General features: G+C 71.4%; 22 protein-coding genes. 10 read left to right on the plus strand and 12 right to left on the minus strand.

The window, feature by feature from the left end; all coding sequences use genetic code 11:
• Window positions 1-25 precede the first annotated feature (25 nt).
• The 5 genes from sucD to ACFFGE_RS08520 all read right to left on the minus strand — a co-directional run bounded on the left by sucD (window position 26) and on the right by ACFFGE_RS08520 (window position 4,090).
• Entirely contained in the window at window positions 26-928 is a 903-nt protein-coding gene (gene sucD / locus ACFFGE_RS08500; RefSeq protein ID WP_376835882.1) for a succinate--CoA ligase subunit alpha, read from the minus strand.
• Window positions 929-957: 29 nt separating this feature from the next.
• Complete coding sequence (gene sucC, locus ACFFGE_RS08505; protein ID WP_376835883.1) at window positions 958-2,148, minus strand: ADP-forming succinate--CoA ligase subunit beta; 1,191 nt, start codon at window positions 2,146-2,148, stop codon at window positions 958-960.
• A gap of 91 nt (window positions 2,149-2,239) precedes the next feature.
• Window positions 2,240-2,515: a hypothetical protein gene (locus tag ACFFGE_RS08510; RefSeq protein ID WP_376835884.1), complete on the minus strand. Its 276-nt coding sequence runs from the start codon at window positions 2,513-2,515 to the stop codon at window positions 2,240-2,242.
• A gap of 35 nt (window positions 2,516-2,550) precedes the next feature.
• A complete protein-coding gene (locus tag ACFFGE_RS08515) occupies window positions 2,551-3,327 on the minus strand; it encodes a metallophosphoesterase family protein (protein WP_376835885.1) in 777 nt (258 codons plus the stop codon).
• Window positions 3,311-4,090 carry a nucleotidyltransferase family protein gene (locus ACFFGE_RS08520; protein WP_376835887.1) on the minus strand — a complete coding sequence of 260 codons (780 nt, stop codon included), beginning with the start codon at window positions 4,088-4,090 and terminating at the stop codon, window positions 3,311-3,313. Before ACFFGE_RS08520 ends, ACFFGE_RS08515 begins: the two co-directional genes overlap by 17 nt.
• A gap of 99 nt (window positions 4,091-4,189) precedes the next feature.
• Between ACFFGE_RS08520 and ACFFGE_RS08525 the strand changes: the two genes are divergently transcribed.
• Together ACFFGE_RS08525 and ACFFGE_RS08530 are read left to right on the plus strand one after the other, a co-directional pair.
• Window positions 4,190-5,347, plus strand: a complete 1,158-nt coding sequence (locus ACFFGE_RS08525; protein ID WP_376835888.1) for a serine hydrolase domain-containing protein — start codon at window positions 4,190-4,192, stop codon at window positions 5,345-5,347.
• 128 nt (window positions 5,348-5,475) lie between these two features.
• On the plus strand, window positions 5,476-6,519 hold the full coding sequence (locus ACFFGE_RS08530) for a ribonucleotide-diphosphate reductase subunit beta (RefSeq protein WP_376835889.1): 1,044 nt from the start codon (window positions 5,476-5,478) through the stop codon (window positions 6,517-6,519).
• Here the strand turns inward: ACFFGE_RS08530 and ACFFGE_RS08535 are convergent.
• Complete coding sequence (locus ACFFGE_RS08535) at window positions 6,516-7,235, minus strand: 3-deoxy-manno-octulosonate cytidylyltransferase (protein ID WP_376835890.1); 720 nt, start codon at window positions 7,233-7,235, stop codon at window positions 6,516-6,518. The two genes, ACFFGE_RS08530 and ACFFGE_RS08535, sit on opposite strands and share 4 nt — an antisense overlap.
• Before the next feature lie 152 nt (window positions 7,236-7,387).
• On the opposite strand from ACFFGE_RS08535, the gene ACFFGE_RS08540 reads away from it, so the two are divergent.
• Window positions 7,388-8,131 carry a c-type cytochrome gene (locus ACFFGE_RS08540; protein ID WP_376835891.1) on the plus strand — a complete coding sequence of 248 codons (744 nt, stop codon included), beginning with the start codon at window positions 7,388-7,390 and terminating at the stop codon, window positions 8,129-8,131.
• Window positions 8,132-8,215: 84 nt separating this feature from the next.
• Here the strand turns inward: ACFFGE_RS08540 and ACFFGE_RS08545 are convergent, their stop codons facing one another.
• Together ACFFGE_RS08545 and ACFFGE_RS08550 are read right to left on the minus strand one after the other, a co-directional pair.
• Window positions 8,216-9,049 (minus strand): C40 family peptidase, encoded by an 834-nt coding sequence (locus ACFFGE_RS08545; protein ID WP_376835892.1) that lies wholly within the window; start codon window positions 9,047-9,049, stop codon window positions 8,216-8,218.
• A gap of 71 nt (window positions 9,050-9,120) precedes the next feature.
• Window positions 9,121-10,512 carry a leucyl aminopeptidase family protein gene (locus tag ACFFGE_RS08550; protein WP_376835893.1) on the minus strand — a complete coding sequence of 464 codons (1,392 nt, stop codon included), beginning with the start codon at window positions 10,510-10,512 and terminating at the stop codon, window positions 9,121-9,123.
• 101 nt (window positions 10,513-10,613) lie between these two features.
• Between ACFFGE_RS08550 and ACFFGE_RS08555 the strand changes: the two genes are divergently transcribed.
• From ACFFGE_RS08555 to ACFFGE_RS08585, 7 genes are all read left to right on the plus strand, one after another.
• Complete coding sequence (locus ACFFGE_RS08555) at window positions 10,614-11,444, plus strand: tetratricopeptide repeat protein (RefSeq protein ID WP_376835894.1); 831 nt, start codon at window positions 10,614-10,616, stop codon at window positions 11,442-11,444.
• Window positions 11,445-11,630: 186 nt separating this feature from the next.
• A complete protein-coding gene (gene gspD, locus ACFFGE_RS08560; protein WP_376835895.1) occupies window positions 11,631-13,721 on the plus strand; it encodes a type II secretion system secretin GspD in 2,091 nt (696 codons plus the stop codon).
• A complete protein-coding gene (gspE, locus tag ACFFGE_RS08565) occupies window positions 13,718-15,214 on the plus strand; it encodes a type II secretion system ATPase GspE (RefSeq protein WP_376835896.1) in 1,497 nt (498 codons plus the stop codon). The genes gspD and gspE overlap by 4 nt, the downstream gene beginning before the upstream one ends.
• Complete coding sequence (gene gspF, locus ACFFGE_RS08570) at window positions 15,211-16,425, plus strand: type II secretion system inner membrane protein GspF (protein WP_376835897.1); 1,215 nt, start codon at window positions 15,211-15,213, stop codon at window positions 16,423-16,425. The genes gspE and gspF overlap by 4 nt, the downstream gene beginning before the upstream one ends.
• A 9-nt stretch (window positions 16,426-16,434) precedes the next feature.
• Window positions 16,435-16,884 (plus strand): type II secretion system major pseudopilin GspG, encoded by a 450-nt coding sequence (gene gspG / locus ACFFGE_RS08575; protein ID WP_376835898.1) that lies wholly within the window; start codon window positions 16,435-16,437, stop codon window positions 16,882-16,884.
• A gap of 10 nt (window positions 16,885-16,894) precedes the next feature.
• Window positions 16,895-17,992: a type II secretion system protein GspL gene (gene gspL / locus ACFFGE_RS08580; protein ID WP_376835899.1), complete on the plus strand. Its 1,098-nt coding sequence runs from the start codon at window positions 16,895-16,897 to the stop codon at window positions 17,990-17,992.
• Window positions 17,989-18,456: a type II secretion system protein M gene (locus ACFFGE_RS08585; protein ID WP_376835900.1), complete on the plus strand. Its 468-nt coding sequence runs from the start codon at window positions 17,989-17,991 to the stop codon at window positions 18,454-18,456. The genes gspL and ACFFGE_RS08585 overlap by 4 nt, the downstream gene beginning before the upstream one ends.
• 1 nt (window position 18,457) lies before the next feature.
• Here the strand turns inward: ACFFGE_RS08585 and ACFFGE_RS08590 are convergent, their stop codons facing one another.
• From ACFFGE_RS08590 to argB, 4 genes are read right to left on the minus strand one after another with little or no spacing between them, the layout of a single operon-like run.
• The gene (locus ACFFGE_RS08590; protein ID WP_376835901.1) at window positions 18,458-19,204 is read right to left on the minus strand and encodes a prepilin peptidase; all 747 of its coding nucleotides are present in this window, start codon (window positions 19,202-19,204) and stop codon (window positions 18,458-18,460) included.
• Entirely contained in the window at window positions 19,201-20,055 is an 855-nt protein-coding gene (gene dapD / locus ACFFGE_RS08595) for a 2,3,4,5-tetrahydropyridine-2,6-dicarboxylate N-succinyltransferase (protein ID WP_376835902.1), read from the minus strand. Before dapD ends, ACFFGE_RS08590 begins: the two co-directional genes overlap by 4 nt.
• The gene (locus ACFFGE_RS08600) at window positions 20,052-20,720 is read right to left on the minus strand and encodes a pyrimidine 5'-nucleotidase (RefSeq protein WP_376835903.1); all 669 of its coding nucleotides are present in this window, start codon (window positions 20,718-20,720) and stop codon (window positions 20,052-20,054) included. The genes dapD and ACFFGE_RS08600 overlap by 4 nt, the downstream gene beginning before the upstream one ends.
• Window positions 20,717-21,646 (minus strand): acetylglutamate kinase, encoded by a 930-nt coding sequence (gene argB / locus ACFFGE_RS08605; RefSeq protein ID WP_376835904.1) that lies wholly within the window; start codon window positions 21,644-21,646, stop codon window positions 20,717-20,719. The genes ACFFGE_RS08600 and argB overlap by 4 nt, the downstream gene beginning before the upstream one ends.
• Between the last annotated feature and the right edge of the window lie 15 nt (window positions 21,647-21,661).

Raw genomic sequence — 21,661 nt, forward strand, 5'->3', positions numbered from 1 at the left:
ATTGAGCCGCGAGCGCGGCTTCGTCTCAGCCCTTCAGCACATCGACCAGGGTCTTGCCCAGGCGCGCGGGCGAGGGCGAGACCCGAATGCCCGCCGCCTCCATGGCCGCGATCTTGGACTCCGCGTCACCCTTGCCGCCCGAGACCACCGCGCCGGCGTGGCCCATGGTGCGGCCCTTGGGCGCCGTACGGCCCGCGATGAAGCCGGCCATCGGCTTCTTGCGGCCCTTCTTCGCCTCGTCGATCAGGAACTGGGCGGCGTCTTCCTCGGCGCTGCCGCCGATCTCGCCGATCATGATGATGGATTCCGTGGCGTCGTCGGCCAGGAACATCTCCAGCACGTCGATGAACTCGGTGCCCTTGACCGGGTCGCCGCCGATGCCGACGGCGGTCGTCTGGCCCAGGCCCTCGTTGGTGGTCTGGAACACCGCCTCATAGGTCAGGGTGCCCGAGCGCGACACGATGCCGACGTTGCCCTTCTTGAAGATCGAGCCCGGCATGATGCCGATCTTGCACTCGTCCGGCGTCAGGATGCCCGGGCAGTTGGGGCCGAGCAGCCGCGAGTTCGAGCGGTCCAGGCGCGCCTTGACCCGCACCATGTCCAGCACCGGGATGCCCTCGGTGATGCAGACGATGAAGGGAATCTCGGCGTCGATGGCCTCGATGATGGCGTCCGCGGCGCCCGCCGGCGGCACATAGATCACCGAGGCGTCCGCGCCGGTCTTCTCGCGCCCCTCGGCGACCGAGGCGAAGATCGGCAGGGTCTCGCCCTTGGAGCCGGTCCAGGTCTCGCCGCCCTTCTTCGGGTGGATGCCGCCGACCATCTGCGTGCCGTGATAGGCCAGCGCCTGTTCGGTGTGGAAGGTGCCGGTCTTGCCGGTCAGGCCCTGGACCAGGACCTTGGTGTTCTTGTCGACGAGAATGGACATGTCGAGTTCTCAGGTTCCTTGGTCTGGGCTCAGGCGACGGCGGCGACGATCTTCTGCGCCGCGTCGTCCAGGTCGTCGGCGGCGGTGATGCGCAGGCCGGATTCGTTCAGAATCTTCTTGCCCAGCTCGGCGTTGGTGCCCTCCAGGCGTACGACCAGCGGCACCTGCAGCCCGACCTCCTTCACCGCCGCGACCACGCCCTCGGCGATGACGTCGCAGCGCATGATGCCGCCGAAGATGTTGACCAGGATACCCTCGACGCGCGGGTCGGCGGTGATGATCTTGAACGCCGCCGCGACCTTCTCCTTCGACGCGCCGCCGCCGACGTCGCAGAAGTTGGCCGGCTCCTTGCCGTACAGCTTGATGATGTCCATCGTCGCCATGGCCAGGCCGGCGCCGTTGACCATGCAGCCGATGTTGCCGTCCAGCGCGACATAGGCGAGGTCCCACTTCGAGGCCTCGATCTCCTTGGCGTCCTCTTCGGTCTCGTCGCGCAGGGTCTTGATGTCGTCGTGGCGGAACAGCGCGTTGCCGTCGAACGAGACCTTGGCGTCCAGCACCCGCAGATGGCCGTCGGTCATGACGATCAGCGGATTGACCTCCAGCAGGCTCATGTCGGTGTCGACGAACGCCTTGTAGAGCGCCGGGAACAGCGACTTCGCGTCCTCGGCCGCCGCGCCGTCCAGACCGTAGGCGGCGACGATCTGAGCCACATCGGCGTCCGTCACGCCGGCTTCGGGGTCGATGGCCAGGGTGACGATCTTCTCGGGCGTGTCGTGGGCGACCGCCTCGATGTCCATGCCGCCCTCGGTCGAGATGACGAAGGCCACGCGGCCGACCGAACGATCGACCAGCAGCGAGCAGTACAGCTCCCGGGCGATGTCGGCGCCGTCCTCGATGTAGAGGCGGTTGACCTGCTTGCCGGCCTCGCCGGTCTGGGCGGTCACGAGCGTGTTGCCCAGCATGTCCTTCGCGTGGGCGACGACCTCCTCGATCGACTTGGCCAGCCGCACGCCGCCCTTGGCGTCGGGGCCCAGTTCCTTGAACTTGCCCTTGCCGCGGCCGCCGGCGTGAATCTGGGACTTCACCACATAGAGCGGTCCGGGAAGCTGACGGGCGGCCGCCTCGGCCTCGTCGACGGAGGTGATGGCCACGCCCTGGGCCACCGGCGCGCCATAGCCCTTCAGGACCTGCTTGGCCTGGTACTCGTGGATGTTCATGGATGTCGCCCGATCGTGGGGAGGAAGGTCGCGGGCGCTTATAGGCGGCGCGCCTTCGGCGACGCAACACCGCCGGTCGATCAGCCGCCGATCAGAGCGAGGCGCCGATCGCGACCAGGACGACGACGAGCAGCACGGCCCCGACGCCGTACCAGACCGCGGGGGTCAGTCGCACCCCGATGCCGCCGGAATCCGGCTGGGTCGGCAGCGGGCGGCGTCCCTCGCCCGGGTCGGCGCGCGACGGCGAGGAGGCTCCGCCCGCCTCTTCATCGACCCCGAGGGGCGCCAGGCCCGGGTCCGCGACGGGCGTGGCGGCGTTCGGCCGGTCGCGCCAGTGATCGTCCTTGTCGGTCAGGAGGTTCGCCATCCTGTTCGAACCCCGCGGAGCGGGGCCGGTTCCGCTCAGACCTCGAAGACGCGATACGGGGTTTCGCCCAGCGTCCTCAGCACCGGCAGGGCGACATTATAAACCGGCACGCCGCGGTTGGTGGTCCCGGCGGGGGCGCCGCGGTGGGCGTGGCCGTGCACCACCAACTTGACGTTGTCGTAGCGGTCGATGGTCTCCGCCAGCCTCGACGAGCCCAGGAAGGCGTGGATTTCGGGCGGTTCGCCGATGACCGTTTCGGCGATCGGGGCGTAGTGAAGCAGGACCACGGCCCGTTCCGTCCGCAGCGTCCGGATCGAGGTCTCGATCTGGTTGGCGTCCTCGACCGCCGCCTGGACGAAGGTCTTGATCGAGGACTCTCCGAAGGCGCTCAGCATGTAGCGGCCGAAGCCGCCGACGAAGCCCTTGCCGCCGGCGAACCCGACCCCCTCGATCTCATGGGCGCGGCCGTCGCCGATCATCCTCACCCCCGCCTCGCACAGCATCTCCATCACCACTTCAGGCTGGCCGCACTCGTGCTCGTGGTTGCCCATGACGCCGACCATCGGGATGCGGCAGCGGCGGATGTCCTCGGCCAGGATCTCGACCTCGCGGGTCTTGCCGAAGTTGACCAGGTCGCCGCACAGGCACAGCACGTCGGCGTCCTCATGCACCCGCTCGAACAGGTCGCGAAAGGGATGCGGCCCGGAGCCCTCGCCTACGTGAAGGTCGCCGACGGCGGCGACGCGCAGCTTGCGGTCCGGCCCGGCGCCCAGCCCCGGCTGGGGCGTCTGGGGATCAGTGGACGGGGTCATGGCGCTCCTCCAGCCCCTTGCCCACCACGTCGCCGAAGCCCCATTCGGAGATGTCGGCGATGTAGTCGCGCGGGCTGAACAGCCGGCCGCGACAGACCTTGACCCGGGGCGGCGGCAGGGCGACCTGCGCGGCCAGCCGCTCCGCGAGCTCGGTCATCAGCCAGCCGGGCACCCGGTCCCGCTCGGTCGGATAGGCGAAGCGGAAGTTCAGCAGGTGCGCCATCAGCACCTCCCAGTAGAGGTCCATCTGGTTCAGCAGGCTCCTCCAGTCGATCGACTCCGCCTGTTTCAGGATGACGTGGTTCACGTCGGCGCCGTCGTAGCGATAGCGGTCCTGGATGAAGGCCTTGGACAGGATCAGCGCGGTCGGCGGCGTGATCTCGACCTCATGGCCGTAGACGGTGATCCGGTCGCCGCCGAACCAGCTGTCGTTGACCGCGATGGTGCCGTTGGACATGGCGAAGATGACGTCGAAGAAGTGCTTCTCGTCCTTCCAGACCTTGGCGATCCAGCGCTCGTCCTCGACGTCGGTGCGGTACCCGCGCGCCTTGAAGAAGGCGAGGATGCGGGGGTAGTCCCCGGGCTTGCAGAAGACGTCCAGGTCCTTCGTCGGCCGCCGGATGCCGGTGTAGGCGGCCACCGCATAGGTGCCGGACAGCAGGAACGGAATGCCCGACTCCTTCAGCAGGCGGAGGGACTCTTCGTAGAAGTCGAGCGCCTCGGGCGGGGGTTCGAAGGTGGGGTCCGCGAGCACGTCCGACATCGGTGAAGTCTCTGTTCCGGGAAGGGTTCGGGAACGGACGGCTTGACGCTCCGGTTCCGCCCCGCTTCAGCTTGGCCGCCAGACGGAAGGACGCTCCCCATGCGCACGCCCCTCGCCGCCCTCGCCGCCGCCGCCGGCCTGTGGTCGGCCGCCCCCGCGCTCGCCCAGACGACCCCGACCGCCATCCCGGCGGACATGCAGGTGCTGTTCTGGCCCGCCGAGCGGCGCGAGCGCGACCTGCGGCGCATGCCCGAGCTGATTCCGCACGCGCGGATCGAGCCCTCGCCCATTCCCCGGCCCCTGCCCCCGGGCGCGCCGCTGGACTTCGATCCGGAGCCCTACATGCAGGCCGAGCGGGTGGCCGGGCTCCTGGTGCTCCAGGATGGTCGCATCCGGATGGAGCGCTACGGACTGGGCATGACGCCCCAGGATGTCTGGGACAGCTTCTCCATGACCAAGTCGCTGACCTCGACCCTTGTCGGCGCGGCCATCGAGGACGGCTTCATCGACAGCGCCTACGATCCGATCGATCGCTATGTCCCCGAGCTCGCGGGCAGCGTCTACGAGGGCGTGCCCCTGGCCAGCGTGCTGACCATGACCTCGGGCGTGCGGTGGAACGAGGATTACACCGACCCGACGTCCGACATCGCCCGCTTCTATCTGACGCCGCCCCCCGCCGAGATGGACGCCACGGTCGCCTATCTGCGCGGGCTGGAGCGGGCCCATCCGGTCGGCGAGCGCTGGCACTACAACACCGGCGAGACGAACCTGATCGGGGTGCTGGTGGCGCGAGCGACCGGGCAGCCCTTGGCCCGGTATCTCAAGGCCAAGATCTGGGACCCCGCCGGCATGGAGAGCGCGGCCTTCTGGATGCTGGACGCCCAGGGTCGCGAGTCGGGCGGCTGCTGCGTCTCGGCCACGCTCAGGGACTGGGGCCGCGTCGGGCAGATGGCGCTGGAGCAGGGGGCCGTGCCCGGCGGCCAGATCGCCAGCCGCCGCTGGTTCGAGCGCGCGACCTCCGAGATGGTCGATTTTCCGGACTCCGAGCGGGGCTACGGCGCCCAGTGGTGGACGCGGGCCGGGGACTTCGAGGCCGTGGGCATCTTCGGCCAGATGATCCACGTGGACCCGGACCGCAGGCTGGTGGTGGTGCTTCTCTCGTCGTGGCCGACGGCGATCGGATCGGCGCGTTCCGAGGCCCGGACCGCGTTCCTGGACCAGCTGAAGGCGGCGTTGGACGCCCAGCCCGGCGACTGACCCGGCTTCGGCTTATCCCCAGATCGACACAAGATGTTGATGCTGTGGGTGCGGCGACATCTACCTGTAGCCAAAGTCGGCGTTTTGCGGTTCAGTGGCCGAGTCCCCGCTTCGCCACGGTTCCAGCCATGAACGCCATCACCCCGATCACGCCCGCCCTGCCCGGCCTGCTGACGCCGTCGGCCGCCTACAAGCCGTTCCGGTACCCCTGGGCCTTCGACATGTGGAAGAAGCAGCAGCAGGTCCACTGGATGCCCGAGGAGGTGCCCCTGGGCGAGGACTGCAAGGACTGGGCGGCCAAGCTGGACGACGGCGAGCGCAACCTGCTGACCCAGATCTTCCGCTTCTTCACCCAGGCCGACATCGAGGTCCAGGACAACTACATGGAGCGCTACGGTCGGGTGTTCAAACCGACCGAGGTCAAGATGATGCTGGCGGCCTTCGCCAACATGGAGACCATCCACATCGCGGCCTACGCCCTGCTGCTCGAGACCATCGGCATGCCCGAGGCGGAGTTCGGCGCCTTCATGGAATACGAAGCCATGAAGGACAAGCACGACTACATGGGCCAGTTCGGGGTCGAGACCGAGGCCGACATCTGCCGGACGCTGGCGATGTTCGGCGGCTTCTCCGAGGGGCTTCAGCTGTTCGCCAGCTTCGCCATGCTGATGAACTTCCCGCGCTTCAACAAGATGAAGGGCATGGGCCAGATCGTCAGCTGGTCGGTGCGCGACGAGAGCCTGCACTGCGAGGGCATCATCAAGCTCTACCACGCCTTCAACAAGGAGACGGGCGCGGTCACCAAGGCCGTGGCCGACGACATCGTGGACTGCTGCAAGCACGTCATCACGATGGAGGACAAGTTCATCGACCTGGCCTTCGAGCAGGGCCCGGTGCAGGGCATGACCCCGGACGACATCAAGGCCTACATCCGCTTCATCGCCGACTGGCGGTTGCGCCAGCTGAAGCTGCCGGAGGTGTTCGGCGTGACCGAGAACCCGCTGCCCTGGCTTCAGGCCCTGCTGTCGGGCGTCGAGCACGCCAACTTCTTCGAGGCCCGCGCGACCGAATACTCCAAGGCCGCCACCAAGGGCGCCTGGCACGGCGCCGAGGGCGTGTGGGACAGCTTCGACGCCCTGATGAAGAAGCGCGCGGAGACGGCGGAGGCCTAAACCACCAACCCCCGCGCCGCCTCCAGGTCGGCGGGATTGTCGACGGACAGGGGCGCGTCGGCGACGACGGCGGCGCGGATCGTCAGGCCCATCTCCAGCGCCCGCAGCTGCTCCAGCTTCTCGCGGCGCTCGAGCGGCGAGGGCGGGGCGGCGCAGAAACGGTCCAGCGCCTCGCGGCGGTAGCCGTAGACCCCGATGTGGCGCCACACCGGACCGTCGCCGTAGAGCGTCGATCGGGTGAAATAGAGGGCGCGGCCGCGGTCGGCGCCTTCCGGCAGGGCCAGCACCGCCTTGACCACGTCGGGGTTCGCGCGGTCCGAGGGATCGGCTTCGGCGGCGACAAGGGTGGCGATGTCGCCGCCCTCGGCGAGCAGCTCCACGCACAGGGTCGAGGTCGAGGGATCGGCGAACGGCATGTCGCCCTGAAGGTTCACGACGGCGTCGTGGCGGCGTTCGGGGTCCAGCGCGTCGAGCGCCGCCCGGACCCGGTCCGAGCCGGACGGCAGGGCGGGATCGGTCAGGATAGCCTCGCCGCCCGCCGCGCGCACGACCTCGACGATCTCGGCGTCCCCGGCGGCGACCGCGACCCGCAGGCCGGAGGCGGCGGCCTGCTCATGGGCCCTCAGGATCATCGGCTTGCCGCCGATGTCGGCGAGCGGCTTGCCCGGCAGACGGGTGGCCGCCATCCGCGCGGGGATCACGACGATGGGGTTCATATGGACCTCCGGAGGAGCGGGGCCGGGCGTGCGGCGCCGGGGCGCCTTCCGACCGGTTGCGAAGGCCGCGCTAGCGTGCAACAGACGCCCACGCAACAGGCCGCGCGTGGAACGTCCGGCCGGATCAGTCATGACGGGAAGCGACGACGCGGATGAGCGGCGATCTGAAGTGGAACAAGATTTTCGGCGCGGGCCTGGCGACGGCTCTCGCGATCGTCGGCGTGCAGCAGGTCACGAGCGCCCTCTACGCCTCCGAGCCGCCCGAGAAGATGGGCTACTTCATCGACGCGCCGGAAGAGGCCGCGGGCGGCGCTGAAGAGGAGCTGCCGCCGGATTGGGGCACGGTGCTTCCGGTCGCGGATCTCGCCGCAGGCGAAGCGGCCTTCGCGCGCTGCCAGGCGTGCCACACGATCAACCAGGGCGGCGCCAACGGCATCGGCCCCAATCTCTATGGCGTCGTCGGCGGGCCGGTCATGCACGCCGCAGGCTTCGCCTATTCCGACGCGTTCCAGGCCCACAGGGGCGAGGCTCCGACTTGGACCTACGACGAGCTCGACGCCTTCATCACCGCGCCGCAGCGGCACATCTCGGGCACCAAGATGTCCTTCGCGGGCATTCGGGACACCGAAACCCGCGTCAACCTGATCGCCTACCTGCGGGCTCAGGGCTCGACGGGCTATGCGATCCCGGCGCCCGACCCCAGCCGCCAGCCCGGCGCCGCTCCGGCCGAGGGCGAGGTCCCGGCGGAAGGCGCCGCCGAGGGCGCGGCGGTCGAGGCCGGCGCGCCGACCACCGGCACAGGCCCGCAGGCGCCGGTCGCCGGTCCGGGCGCGGCTCCGACCCTCGAGCAGGACGTCGCGCCGCCGGCGTCGGACAGCGCCCCGCGCGGCGGCTGATCGGCTCTGAAAATCCGATGTTCAGAAGGGCGATCCGACCGGGTCGCCCTTTTCAGGTGGCCGCGTGGTTGACGCGGAGGCGGGTCAGACGCGTCGGAAGACCGGCGCCTCGGTCGTCGCGCCCAGCAGTCCCGCCAGCGGTTCGACGGTGACCGCCAGGGCCGTGGGGCTGGCGTGCGCCACCCGCTCACCGTCGACCAGTACGCCCGCCTGGCCGCTCCAGAACATCAGGTCGCCGCGCCGAAGGTCGCCGCGCTGGACCGCACGGCCCAACTCGCGCGCCTGCGCCTCGGCGTGTCGCGGACAGCCCAAGCCGCAGGCGTAGAGCGCCTGCTGAACCAGGGCGGCGTCGTCGAGGCCCAGGCTCTCGCGCCCGCCCCACTGATAGGGCGCCCCGACGAAGCGCTCGGCCACCTCGGCGGGGTCGCGCTCGAACTCGAGGAAGTCCTTCAGGTGCGCGCGGGCGATGAACCCGGCCCGTTCCACCTCGATGAACTCGCCGGCCTCGGCGCGCGCGGTCACGAGCGCGTTGAGGCTGAGCAGCATCGTCGGCTGGCTTCGCGCGTCCGGCTCGGCCCAGGCGTAGGTGCGGATCGCGGCGACGCGGTGGGTCGGGGCGATCACGGGCGCGGACAGGGCGGCGGCCTCGATCCACCCGACGACGCCGTCGCGACGGGCGCGGCCGAAGCACCAGCCGTCGATCTCCTCCAGCACGTCGAACAGCTCGCCGAAGATCAGCTGATCCCGCTGGCGACCGTCGTCCTCGGGCGCCTCCCGCACCGGGGCGGCGGCGACGGAGGCCTGCATGGCTTCGGGCGCGCGATAGGCCTGCGCGGGCAGCACGCCTTCCAGCTCGAGCGCGGCCAGGCCGTCGCGGGCCAGGATCGTCTCCGGGTCGGGGATGGGCTCTGGGATCAACGGCGCGGCTCGGGGTCTCGGACTCTCCTGCTACGCGCCGAAGCCGAAGGGCGCGTTAACGGCCGCCCCGATCAGCGGGGATAACGGGCCTTCAGCATCTGATAGGCCGCGCGCATCCCTTGCGCCTCGCCGCCCTCGGGCCAACCGGGGCGCCCGCGCGGGTTCCAGGCGAAGACGTCCAGGTGCGCCCAGGCGCCGGTCGTCGGCGCGAACCGCTGCAGGAACAGGGCGGCGGTCACCGATCCGGCCTGGGCCCAGCCGGCCGGATCGTTCCTCAGGTCGGCGATCTCGGCCTCCACCGCCGCGCGGTAGCCCGGCCACAGGGGCATGCGCCACACGGGATCATCGACCTCAGCGGCCGCCGACAGCAACGCCGCCGCCAGGGCTTCGTCGTCGGTGTAGAGCGGCGGCAGTTCGGGCCCGAGCGCGATGCGGGCCGCCCCGGTCAAGGTGGCGAAGTCGAGCGTCAGGTCCGGCGCGTGCTCGCCCGCCCGCGTCAGGGCGTCGGCCAGGATCAGGCGCCCTTCCGCGTCGGTGTTGCCGACCTCCACCGTCAGCCCCCGGCGGGTGGCGAGGATGTCGCCCGGCCGGAAGGCGTCGCCGGAGATGGCGTTCTCCACGGCCGGGATGATCACGACGAGTCGCACGGGCAGGTCGGCCTGCATGATCAGCCGGGCGAGGCCCAGCACATGGGCGGCCCCGCCCATGTCCTTCTTCATGTTGCGCATGCCGGCGGCCGGCTTGATGTCCAGGCCGCCGGTGTCGAACACCACCCCCTTGCCGACCAGCGCCACCAGCGGACGCTCGGTCCGGTCCAGCCGCCAGCCGATCTCGATCAGGCGCGGGGCCCGTCGGGCGTCGGCGGCGCGGCCGACGGCGTGGATCGCCGGATAGTTCGCCTCCAGCAGGGCGTCGCCCGTCGTGACGGAACAGTCGGCGCCGTGCGCCTCGGCGATCTCGAGGGCGATGGTCTCGATCTGCAGCGGGCCCATGTCGGCGGCCGGGGTATCGACCATCTCCCGCACCAGGGTCGCAGCGGCGGCGACGCGCCGGACCTCGTCGGCGTCCACGCCGTCCGGGGCGACCAGCCGCGGAGCCGCGGCGTCGGCCCGGGCCTTGTAGCGATCGAACCGATAGGCGCCGAGGGCGAAGGCGGTCGCCGCCCGGGTCGCTTCGGCGGCCTTCAGCCCCTCGAGACGCCAGGGGCCCGCGGGCAGTCGCGCGGCCAGGGCGCGGCAGGACGCCGGCTCGAACCGGTCTCCGATCCCGAACAGGGCCTCGACGGGCGCGCCGTCGGGGCCGGGCGCGATCAGCAGCTGCCCCGCCTTGCCCTTGAAGCCGTTCGCCTCGGCCCAGACGGCGGTCGCCCCGGCCAGCGTCCCGTCCAACGCCGCGTCGGGACCGACGAGACGGATCGGGCGGGCGTCGGGGGTCGAGGGGACGAAGGGGTCGTGGGCGGGCATGGCGTCCTATCGGCGAGACCTGTTCCGTTAACCGTCGATTGACGGCGGCGCGCGATTCTCGACGACGAACCATCGGCCGTCGTCCGATCCGAGCGGAACCCATGTCGCGCAGCCCCGTCAACGCCGCAACCACCCTCGTCGCCGCCGTGGCGATCCTCGCGGCCCCCGGCGTCGCCCAGGCCCAAGCTCAGGACCCGGCTCCGCCTCAGGCGCCGGGCGTCGCTCCCCGGGTCCCGCCCGCGCCCGCGTCGCCCGAGCGCCGCGCGGAGATGCAGCGCGCGGACGCCCTGACCCGTTCGGTGTTCTGGCGCGGCGAGCTGGAGACCAATCCGGCCGACGTCGAGGCGGCGCTGAACCTGGCCGACGCCCTGATCGCCCTGGGACAGGCCGAGCAGGCCGCCGCCGTCGCGGACGCGGCCCTGCTGGCCCTGCCGAACCACCGGGATCTGCTGTTGATGGCCGGCCGGGCCCACATCGCCCGGGGCCAGGCCTTCTACGGGGTCGCCTCCCTGGAGCGCGCGCGGGACCTGGAGCCGTCGGACTGGCGGGCCTGGTCGCTTCTGGGCGTGGCCTATCAGCAGGTGCGGCGCTCCGCCGACGCGGAGGCCGCCTGGGCGCAGGGTCTCGTTCTGGCGCCGGACAATCCCACGCTCCTGGCCAATGTCGCCATGGCGCGGCTGACGGCCGGGGATCCGGTGGAGGCCGAGGCGCTGTTGCGGCGCGCGGTCGCCCAGCCGGGCGCCGGCCTCAAGGTCAGTCAGAACCTGGCTCTGGTCCTGGGCCTTCAGGGCAAGACCGGCGAGGCGGAGCAGCTGCTGCGCCGCAACCTGCCGCCCGACCAGGCCGACGCGAACCTGGCCTGGCTCCGCGCCCAGACCGGCGCGACCGGACCGCAGCGGCCGCGTACCTGGGACTCGTTGCAGGGCGGTTGATCGCCGGTTTCTGCGCCTGCGTCACATCTCTGTCGCCGATCCGTCACCGGGCCGTGAGGCCTCTTGCGCCGCGCCTGCGCTAATGAGCGGCTCCAGCCCATGGGGGGCGACATGGCGGCGAATCCGTCCGCAGTCGGAAGAGACCGGCTGACCGTACGGGTCGCGCGCCGGCAGAAGGACCGGCCCTTGATCCAGCTCCCGACCGCCGCCCGACGCCCGCTGGCCGCCGGCATGGCCGCGCTGATCGCCGCCGCCGCGCCGCTGTCCACGGCCCCGGCCCTGGCCCTCGTTCAGGCGCGTCAGACGCTGAACGTGCAGGGCGCCGACATCCGCGCCTTCATTCAGGACATCGCGCGCTCGACCGGCCGCACCTTCATCGTCGATCCGGCGGTGACCGGAACGGTGACGGTCACCAGCGACCGGGCCCTGACCAGGAGCGAATTGTTCGAAGTGTTCCTGTCGACCCTGCGCGCCAATGGGCTGGTGGTGACGCCGACCTCGTCCGGCGCCTACCGCATCAGCCCGGCGGCGGGCGCGGCCCAGGGCCCGGCGACGGTCGGGGCGGAGCGGTTCGCCACCGAGGTCTTCGCCCTTCGACACATCGACGCCTCCTCGGCCGCCGAGACCATCCGGCCGCTGGTCGGGCCGCAGGGCCAGGTGCTGGCCAACCCCGCGGGCAACAGCGTGGTGGTCGCCGACTTCGCCGACAACCTGGCGCGCATCCGCGCCCTGATCGGCCGCATCGACGTGGATCGCGCCGCCTTCGAGGTCATCACCCTGGACAACGCCTCCGCGCGCGAGATCGCGGGGGTGCTGGACGAGGCGATGGCGGGGCCGGGCGGCACGCCGGGCCTGGTCAACATCACGCCTGTGCTCAGCTCCAACTCGATCGTTCTGCGCGGCGATCCGGCGGCGGTGGCGCGGGTGGCGGGGCTGGCCCGGGACCTCGACGTGCGCGCCTCGAACGCCCAGGACGTGCAGGTGGTCTTCCTGGAGAACGCCGACGCCCAGCAACTGCTGCCCGTGTTGCAGGAGATCGTGGGCCAGCCGGTCACCCAGCGCGGGGCCGGGGAGTCCTCGGTGTCGGCCGAGACGCCGGCGAGCCAGGGCGGTCAGGCCGTGGTCGCCGCGGCGACTCCCCAGGCCCCGAACGGCGAGCGCCGCGCGACCGTCGCGCGGGTGCCGGGCGCCAACGCCCTCGTCATCTCCGCCTCGCCGGAAATGCAGCGGACTTTGGCCGAGGTGATCCGTCGCCTGGACAGCCCGCGCCAGCAGGTCCTGGTCGAGGCCATCGTGGTCGAGCTGACCGACCAGGCGCTGCGCGAGCTCGGCGTCCAGTGGGCGGCGGCGGGCGAGGACGGCAATCCCCTGTTCGCCACCAGCTACGCCAACTCGTCCACGCCCCTGACGGTGATCGGCGGCGCGGTGGGCGCGAACGAGCTGGACGAGGATGATCCCGTGCGCCAGGGCGTCCAGGAAGCCGCGCTGAACAGCCTCCTGAACCTCAACGGCTTCGCGGGCGGCGGCGGGGTCCAGATCGGCGACGTGCTGCTGAGCGCCATCGTCAACGCGGTGAAATCCGACACGGGCTCCAACATCCTGTCCACCCCGTCGCTGGTGACCCTGGACAATGAGGAGGCGGAGATCCTGGTCGGCCAGGAGATCCCGATCACCACCGGCCAGACGCTCCTGGACGGCCAGTCCAACCCCTTCACCACCACCGAGCGCCAGGACATCGGGGTGAAGCTGACGGTCCGGCCCCAGATCAACGCCGGGGGGTCGATCACCCTGAACGTCCGCCAGGAGGTGTCCTCCATCAACCGGTCGCTGACCGCCTCGGCGACCGATCTGGTGCTGAACAAGCGCGAGCTGGAGAACACCCTGGTCATCGGCGACGGCGAGATCGCGGTCGCGGGCGGGCTCCTGTCGCAGACCGAGACGATCAGCGCCGACCGGGTGCCGTTCTTCGGCGACATTCCCGGCCTGGGCGTGCTGTTCCGCTCCACGTCGAGGTCGAACGAGCGGACCAATCTGGTGATCTTCATCCGCCCGACCATCCTGCGGTCGCCGGCCGACGCGCGCCGCGTGTCGGCGAACCGCTACGACTATCTGCGCGGGCAGCAACTGGCCATCGATCCCGAGGCCGAGCCGTCGATCGACGCGATGCTGAGGGACTATATCCGCGCCCAGCCGCCCGTCGCCCCGACGACGATCGACGCCCCGCCGCAGGGGGCGACGGCGCCAGTCGCCCCCGTCGAGGGTCGTTCGATCCCGTGATCACCCTGGTCGATCCGACCCTGCCCTATGGGTTCGCCAAGCGGCACGGCGTGATCCTGATCGACGCCGGCGACGCCGTGGCGCGCGTGGCCCTGCGGCAGGGCGCCGATCCCCTGGCCGTCGTCGAGGCGCGCCGGGTGATCGGCCGGCCGCTGTCGATCGAGGTGCTGGAGCGGGCGGCCTTCGACCGGCGGCTGTCGGAGGTCTACGCCGACGACGGCTTCTCCAGGGGCGATGACCTGGACATGCCCTCGGGCCTCGACGGTCTTGTGGACGACATCCCCGCCGCCGCCGATCTTCTGGACACCACCGACGACGCCCCGATCATCCGCCTGATCAACGGCGTCATCGCCGAGGCGGTGCGCGTCGGGGCGTCCGACATCCACATCGAGCCCTACGAGCAGGCGCTGGTCGTGCGGCTGCGCGTCGACGGCGTGCTGCGCGAGGTGCTGAACCTCAATCCGCGCGTGACGCCGCTGCTGGTCAGCCGGGTCAAGGTGATGGCCAGGCTGGACATCGCCGAACGGCGCGTGCCCCAGGACGGGCGCATCCCCCTGACGCTGGGGGGCAAGACGCTGGACGTGCGGGTCTCCACCCTGCCGTCGCGGGCGGGCGAACGGGTCGTGCTGCGGATCCTGGACAAGGACCAGGCGGGGCTGGGCCTGAAGGACCTGGGCATGGGCGATCGGGCGCTGTCGGCCTTCGAGGGCGCGCTCCGGGAGCCGAACGGCATCATCCTGGTCACGGGGCCGACCGGCTCGGGCAAGACCACCAGCCTCTATGCGGGCCTACAGCGCCTGAACGACGGTCAGCGCAACATCCTGACGGTCGAGGATCCGGTCGAATACGCCGTGGACGGGGTGGGCCAGACCCAGGTCAACGCCAAGGTCGGCATGACCTTCGCCGCGGGCCTGCGCGCAATCCTCCGGCAGGACCCGGATGTGGTGATGGTCGGCGAGATCCGGGACGCGGAGACGGCCGGCATCGCCGTGCAGGCGGCCCTGACCGGCCATCTGGTGCTGTCGACCGTCCACACCAACGACGCGGCGGGCGCCGTGACGCGGTTGCGCGACATGGGGGTGGAGCCGTTCCTCTTGGCCTCCACGCTCAGGCTGATCGCGGCCCAGCGGCTGGTGCGGCGGCTGTGCCCGACCTGTCGCCGGGCCGAGCCCGCCGACGCGGCGACGGCGAAGCTGATCGGCGTGAAGACGGGTCAGACCGTCTGGCGGCCCCAGGGCTGCGCCGAGTGCAACCAGACCGGCTACGTCGGCCGGATCGGGGTCTATGAGGTCATCCGGGTCGACGACGCCGCGCGTCGTCTGATCGCCGAGGACGCGGGCGAGGACGCGCTGGTCGCCGCCGCCCTGAAGCCGGGCGAAAGCCTCTCGGGCCAGGCGCGGGCGCTGGTGCTCGAGGGCGTCACCAGCGTCGAGGAGGCCGTGCGTGTCTCGCGGCAGGAGACCGCCGACGACGGGCGCGAGGCGGCGGCGTGAGCACGGGGTTCGCCTTCACCGCCGTAGATGTCGCGGGCCGCACCCGCACAGGCGTCGTCACGGCCCCGGACGAGACCTCCGCCCGCGCCGAGCTGAGCCGCCGCCGGCTGACGCCGGTCGAGATCGCCCCGGCCGCCCGCGCCGCCGCCGCGGCGGGCGCCCGCAAGGGCGGCGGCCGCATGAGCACAGGCGCCCTGTCGCTGGTCACCCGCCAGCTGGCCACCCTGGTCACCGTCTCGCCGGTCGAGGAGGCGTTGCGCACCCTCACCCTCCAGACCGAGAAACCGGCGCTGAAGGCGATCCTGTCGAACGTGCACACCGGCGTGCTGGAGGGCTATCGCCTGTCCGACGCCATGGGGCGGGAGCCGAAGGCCTTTCCGCCGCTCTACCGCGCGATGGTGGCCGCGGGCGAGGGTTCGGGGGCGCTGTCGCCGATCCTGGAACGGCTGGCCGAGCTTCTGGAGCGCCAGCAGATGATCCGGGGCAAGGTGATCACCGCGCTGGTCTATCCGGCGGTGCTGGCGATCGTGGCTTTGGGCGTCGTCGGCGTGCTGATGGCCTTCGTCGTACCGCGCGTGGTCGAGCAGTTCGAGAGCATGGGCCAGCGCCTGCCCTTGCTCACCCGCATCGTCATCGCCCTGTCCGAGGGCCTGCGTGACTGGGGCTGGCTGCTGATCCTGCTGATGGCGCTGGGCGGCGTCGCCGCCGCCGTGGCGATGCGGAACCCGGACACGCGCCTGAAGGTCGACGGCTGGGTGCTGAAGGCGCCCGTCGTAGGTCGCCTGACGAGGGATCTTCACGCCGCGCGCATGGCCCGCACCCTGTCGATCATGCTGGCGTCCGGCCTGCCGATCCTGGAGGGCCTGACCATCACCGCGCGCACGGTCTCGAACACGGTGCTGAAGGCCTCGACCCACGCCATGGCCGAGGCGGTGCGGGAGGGGGGCGGTCTGTCCGCCGCCATGCGGCGCGCCGACGTCTTCCCGCCGATCCTGGTCTACATGACGGCCTCGGGCGAGAGCAGCGGTCGGCTGGAGACCATGCTGGACCGCGCGGCCGACTATCTGGAGCGGGAGTTCCAGACCTTCACCGCCGTGATGCTGAGCTTTCTGGAGCCCGGCGTGATCGTGGTGATGGGCGGCGTCGTCGCCCTGATCGTGCTGTCGATCCTGCTGCCGATCCTCCAGATCAACACCCTGACCCTAGGCTAGAGACGCGTCATGTTCCGAACGTCCCCAAGACCCGCCCGCCGCGACGGCTTCACCCTGGTGGAGCTGATGGTGGTGATCGTCATCATCGGCCTTCTGGCCACGGTGGTCGCCATCAACGTCCTGCCCAGCCAGGATCGCGCCATGGTCGGCAAGGCCCGCGCCGACATCGCGACCCTGGAACAGGCGGTGGAGACCTATCGCCTGGACAACCTGACCTTCCCCACGGCGCAGCAGGGGCTGCAGGCGCTGGTCAGCGCGCCGTCGGACCTGGCCCAGCCGGAGCGCTACCGCCAGGGCGGCTACATCCGCCGGCTGCCGGAGGATCCGTGGGGCAACCCCTACCAGTACCGTCACCCCTCGGCGCACGGTGGCCAGTTCGACGTCTGGTCCTGGGGTGCGGACGGTCGCGAGGGCGGCGAGGGCAACGACGCCGACATCGGCAACTGGGCCGCCGAATAGGGCGAACCGGATGGACCGCACCCGCCTGATCCTGTTGCCGCCGGTCGCGGGCGATCCCGCCCCGTGGCTGGCCGTCGACGCCGACGGCCGGGTGCTGGAGCGTGGCCAGATCGGCATCGGCGATCCCGCCCCGATCGGCGAGATGCGGAATGTCCTGGTCGTCCCCGGCAGCGAGGTCGTGGTGCGGCGACTGGCGCTGGAGGCGCGCACCGACGCCCAGGCGCGCACGGTCGCCCTCCTGAACCTCAAGGACCAGCTGGCCGGGGAGCCGGAGCGGCTGAACGCGGCTTTGGGACGGGCCGACGAGGCGCCCCGGCTGGTGGCGGCGACGGCGGCGCTGACGCTGCAGACCTGGATCGACTGGTCGGGGGACCTGGGGCTGGCGGCCGACGTGATCCTTCCGGACAGTCTCGTGCCGACGGAGCCGGAGGAAGAGGGCGTCCTGCACGCCGTCCGCTTCGGGCCGCGCGTGGCCTTGCGTGGCCGCGACTTCGCCGCCTCGGTCGAGCCTGACCTGATCGACTGGGTCGCCGCCGGACGCGAGGTCCGGTTGATCGAGCGGGCCGAGGACGTGGAGCGGCTGCTGATCGCCGCGGCGCTGAACCCGCCGCTCAACCTCAGGCCCGGCCCGGCGCCGCGCGCGGCGGCCAGGGGCGACTGGCGGCTGCCGATCGCGCTCGCGGCGGCGCTGGTCGCGTCGCCCCTCGTCATCGCCCTGGCGCAAGGGCTGGACGACGCGGCCGAGGCGCGGCGGCTGGACCGGGAGACGCGGGCGATGGCCGAGGCGCTGTTCCCCGGGCTGCCGCCCGAGGTCGATCCCGCCGCCGAGGCCGGACGTCGCGCCGCCGAGCTGCCGCCGCCCGGCGGACCGGCCGCCGCCGCCGCCGCCCTGTTCGGAGCCATGGAGGCGGTGTCCGACGCGGACCTCGACGCCCTGGTCAGCGACCGGGCCGGCACGCTCCGGGCGACCCTGACCTACGCCTCGCCCACCGACCTGGAGCGGGTCAGGGCGGGGCTCGCCGCGCGCGGCTACGGCCTGACCGAAGAGAATGTGGACGACGGCTCCGGCCGGATCGTCGCCGACGTCATCATCGGGGGAGCCTCATGACGGGGCTGATCGCGCGCGCGCGGAGCTGGTTCGCCGGGCGGTCCGTCCGCGAGCAGCGCATGCTGGCCGGGATGGCGATCGCGCTGGCCCTGTTCGTCGCCTGGTTCGGCGTCGCGGCGCCGATCCTGAACTTCCGCGCCGACGCCGCGCGCGATCTCGCTCGGGCACGCGCGGACCACGCCCTGCTGTCCAGCCTGTCGGGGCGCGGCGCGGGCGACGCCGGCGGGCGCTCGGCGGCCGAGATCCAGAACGTCGCGGGCGCGGGGGCCTCGGGCGCCGGCGTCGTGGCCAGCTTCACGCCGGAGGAGGACGGTTCGGTCCGCTTCGCCGTGACCGGCGCGCGCACGGGTCCGCTGTTCAGCTGGCTGGCGCAGATGGAGCGGGACGGCCTGACCGTGCGCGAACTGGGCGTCACCGAGAACGCCGACGCGACCCTCAAGGCCGAGGGCGTGATCCTGGGCTGAGCTAAAGCCCCAGGGGCCCGTAGAGCCAGGTCAGCCAGACTCCAGCGGTCAGGAAAGTCCCGAACGGCAGTCGGTCGGCCATGTCCACCGGGCGGCGCAGAGCGACGCGCGCCAGCACCAGGCTCAATCCCGCGAGCGACCCGTACAGCAGCACGCTGGGCAGCCCGATCCAGCCGACCCAGGCTCCGGCCGCGCCGAACAGGAACGGATCGCCGCCGCCCAGGCCCTGACGCCGGCGGACCACGGCGTAGAGCCAGCCGACGAGCCAGAGCAGGACGAAACCCGCCGCGACGCCGATGACGCGTCCGCCGAGCGTCTCGGGCGCCAGCAGCCAGGCCGCGACCAGTCCCGTGATCGCCAGGGGCCAGGTGAGGATGTCGGGCAGCCAGAAGTTCTCGGCGTCGACGACGGCGATCAGCAGGAGCTGCCAGCCGAGCACGGCGGTCGCCAGCGCGGGCCACGGCTCGCCCGCGTGATGCAGTCCGGCCCACAGCCCGACCCCCGCCGCCGCCAGCTCTATCAGCGGCAGCCGGGGCGACAGACGGGCCCCGCAGTCCGCCGCGCGGCCCCGCTGGACGACCCAGCTGACCACCGGGATCAGGTTCCACGGCTTCAGCCGCGCGCCGCAGGCGTCGCAGCGCGACGGCGCCAGCACCACGTCCTCGCCTTTGGGCAAGCGGTCCGCGACCAGCCCGATGAAGCTGCCCAGGATCAGTCCCAACCCGGCGAGCAGCAGGGCGACGGTCATCCGTCGCGCAGCAGTTCGTTGACGCCGGTCTTGGCCCGGGTCTGGGCGTCCACGCGCTTGACGATCACGGCGCAGTACAGCGACGGACCGCCGTTGGGGTCGGGAAGGGCGCCGGGCACCACCACCGAATAGGCCGGCACCTCGCCCCGGAACACCTCGCCGGTGGCGCGGTCGACGATCTTGGTCGAACCCGACAGATAGACGCCCATGGCCAGGACCGCGCCCTCGCGCACGATCACGCCCTCGGCCACCTCGGCGCGGGCGCCGATGAAGCAGCCGTCCTCGATGATGGTCGGATTGGCCTGGAGCGGCTCCAGCACCCCGCCGATGCCGGCGCCGCCGGACAGGTGCACGTTCCTGCCGATCTGGGCGCAGGAGCCGACCGTGGCCCAGGTGTCGACCATGGTCCCTTCGCCGACCCAGGCGCCGATGTTCACGAAGCTGGGCATCAGCACGACATTCCGGCCGATGAAGGCGCCCCGGCGAACGATGGCCCCCGGTACGGCGCGGAAGCCGGCGGTCTGGAACTCGGTCGCGGTCATGTCGCCGAACTTGTTGGGCACCTTGTCCCAGAAGGGCCCGAGGCCCGGCGCCGGACTGTTCATGCCCCGGTCGCCGGCGCGCAGGATCTGGTTGTCGTTCAGCCGGAAAGACAGCAGCACCGCCTTCTTCAGCCACTGATGGGTGACCCAGCGCCCGTCGGCGTCGCGTTCGGCCACGCGGGCCTGGCCGGAATCCAGCTGATCCAGGGCGGCGTCCACGGCCTGGCGCACCTCGCCATGAGTCGCGGCGGAGACGTTGGCGCGGTCTTCCCAGGCGGCCTCGATGACGGAGACAAGGTCGTGGCTCATGCGGCGTCCTCAAGGGCGTGCGGGGTCAGGAATGAGATCAGGTCGGGCGTGACGTGGTCGATCCAGTCGCCGACCTCGTGGCCCCGCCCGTCGCCGACCAGGACCGTGGTCATGCCCAGGGCCTTGGCGGGCTCGAGGTTCCTCGGCGTGTCCTCGAAGAACACGGCCCGATGCGGCGCGATATCGAAGCGTTCGAGAAAGCGGCGGAAGGTCGAGGGCGCGGGCTTGGGCGTCAGCTCCATGTCCTCGATGGCGTGGACGCCGTGGAAGCTGTCGGTGACGCCGATCCGGCCGAGCACCCGGTCCGCGTGGCAGCGCGCGCCGTTGGTCAGGACGAAACGGCGGCCGGGGAGCGCGTTCAGCACCTCGGCCAACTCCGGATGCGGCTCCAGGCTGTCCAGCGGCACGTCGTGGACCTCGCGCAGGAAGGCCTCGGGATCGACCTGATAGTTGGCCATCAGGCCGGCCAGGGTCGTGCCGTGCTCGTCCAGGAACTGGCGCTGGAGCGTGCGCGCCTCGTCGGTCGGCAGGCCGACGGCGGCGACCATGAAGGCGTTGATCCGCTCCTGAACCAGTCGCATCACCCCCTGTTCGGGCGGATAGAGGGTGTCGTCCATGTCGAAGATCCAGGCCTCGACGTGCGACAGGTTCGGGCGCGGGCTCATCGCGCCTTCACCATCGTGCCGGCGCCGGTCTCGGTGAACAGCTCCACCAGCATGGCGTGGGGGCGGCGGCCGTCCAGGATGACCACGGCCTCGACCCCGGCGCGCACGGCGGCCATGGCGGTCTGGAGCTTGGGGATCATGCCGCCGGTGGCCACGCCGTCGTCTATCAGGCGCGAGGCGTCGCCGACGGTCATCTGGCGGATGATCTCGCCGTCCGCGCCCTTGACGCCGGGCACGTCGGTCAGCAGCAGCATCCGCTTGGCCTTCAGCGATCCGGCCAGAGCGCCCGCCACCGTGTCGGCGTTGACGTTGTAGGTGCGGCCGTCGGCCGCCACCCCGATGGGGGCCACCACGGGCACCCAGTCCTCGGACTCCGAGGCGATCAGGCCCTTGATCAGCTTGGAATCGACCTTGGTGGGTTCGCCGACGAAGCCCAGGTCCACCTCGTGCTCGATCAGGCTGTCGGGATCCTTCTTCGTCCGGGTGGTCTTCTCGACGGTCAGCAGGCCGGCGTCCTTGCCCGACAGGCCGACGCCGCGCACGTCCGCCTCCTTGCCCGCCATGGTGATCCAGTGGGCGATCTCCTTGTTGACCGCGCCGGACAGGACCATCTCGGCCACCTGCATGGTGTCGGCGTCGGTGACGCGCAGGCCGTCGACGAAGTTCGACTTCACCCCGGCCCGGTCCAGCATGGCGCTGATCTGGGGGCCGCCGCCGTGCACCACGACCGGGTTCACGCCCATGAGCTTCAGCAGCACCACGTCGGCGGCGAACTGTCTGGCGACGGACTCCTCGCCCATGGCGTGGCCGCCGTACTTGATGACGACGGTCTCGCGGTCATAGACCTGGATATAGGGCAGGGCCTCGGCCAGCGTCCGGGCGGTGGCCCAGCCGCGTTCTTCGGATGCGCGGTTCTCTTCGCTCATGGGCGGGCAGATATA

Source organism: Brevundimonas balnearis, assembly GCF_042434805.1.
Lineage (GTDB): Bacteria > Pseudomonadota > Alphaproteobacteria > Caulobacterales > Caulobacteraceae > Brevundimonas > Brevundimonas balnearis.

Bases quoted from the DNA above. Each gene is read 5' to 3' on its own strand.
- sucD (WP_376835882.1), bottom strand. From the start codon at position 928: ATGTCCATTCTCGTCGACAAGAACACCAAGGTCCTGGTCCAGGGCCTG.
- sucC (WP_376835883.1), bottom strand. From the start codon at position 2,148: ATGAACATCCACGAGTACCAGGCCAAGCAGGTCCTGAAGGGCTATGGC.
- ACFFGE_RS08510 (WP_376835884.1), bottom strand. From the start codon at position 2,515: ATGGCGAACCTCCTGACCGACAAGGACGATCACTGGCGCGACCGGCCG.
- ACFFGE_RS08515 (WP_376835885.1), bottom strand. From the start codon at position 3,327: ATGACCCCGTCCACTGATCCCCAGACGCCCCAGCCGGGGCTGGGCGCC.
- ACFFGE_RS08520 (WP_376835887.1), bottom strand. From the start codon at position 4,090: ATGTCGGACGTGCTCGCGGACCCCACCTTCGAACCCCCGCCCGAGGCG.
- ACFFGE_RS08525 (WP_376835888.1), top strand. From the start codon at position 4,190: ATGCGCACGCCCCTCGCCGCCCTCGCCGCCGCCGCCGGCCTGTGGTCG.
- ACFFGE_RS08530 (WP_376835889.1), top strand. From the start codon at position 5,476: ATGAACGCCATCACCCCGATCACGCCCGCCCTGCCCGGCCTGCTGACG.
- ACFFGE_RS08535 (WP_376835890.1), bottom strand. From the start codon at position 7,235: ATGAACCCCATCGTCGTGATCCCCGCGCGGATGGCGGCCACCCGTCTG.
- ACFFGE_RS08540 (WP_376835891.1), top strand. From the start codon at position 7,388: ATGAGCGGCGATCTGAAGTGGAACAAGATTTTCGGCGCGGGCCTGGCG.
- ACFFGE_RS08550 (WP_376835893.1), bottom strand. From the start codon at position 10,512: ATGCCCGCCCACGACCCCTTCGTCCCCTCGACCCCCGACGCCCGCCCG.
- ACFFGE_RS08555 (WP_376835894.1), top strand. From the start codon at position 10,614: ATGTCGCGCAGCCCCGTCAACGCCGCAACCACCCTCGTCGCCGCCGTG.
- gspG (WP_376835898.1), top strand. From the start codon at position 16,435: ATGTTCCGAACGTCCCCAAGACCCGCCCGCCGCGACGGCTTCACCCTG.
- gspL (WP_376835899.1), top strand. From the start codon at position 16,895: ATGGACCGCACCCGCCTGATCCTGTTGCCGCCGGTCGCGGGCGATCCC.
- ACFFGE_RS08585 (WP_376835900.1), top strand. From the start codon at position 17,989: ATGACGGGGCTGATCGCGCGCGCGCGGAGCTGGTTCGCCGGGCGGTCC.
- ACFFGE_RS08590 (WP_376835901.1), bottom strand. From the start codon at position 19,204: ATGACCGTCGCCCTGCTGCTCGCCGGGTTGGGACTGATCCTGGGCAGC.
- dapD (WP_376835902.1), bottom strand. From the start codon at position 20,055: ATGAGCCACGACCTTGTCTCCGTCATCGAGGCCGCCTGGGAAGACCGC.
- ACFFGE_RS08600 (WP_376835903.1), bottom strand. From the start codon at position 20,720: ATGAGCCCGCGCCCGAACCTGTCGCACGTCGAGGCCTGGATCTTCGAC.
- argB (WP_376835904.1), bottom strand. From the start codon at position 21,646: ATGAGCGAAGAGAACCGCGCATCCGAAGAACGCGGCTGGGCCACCGCC.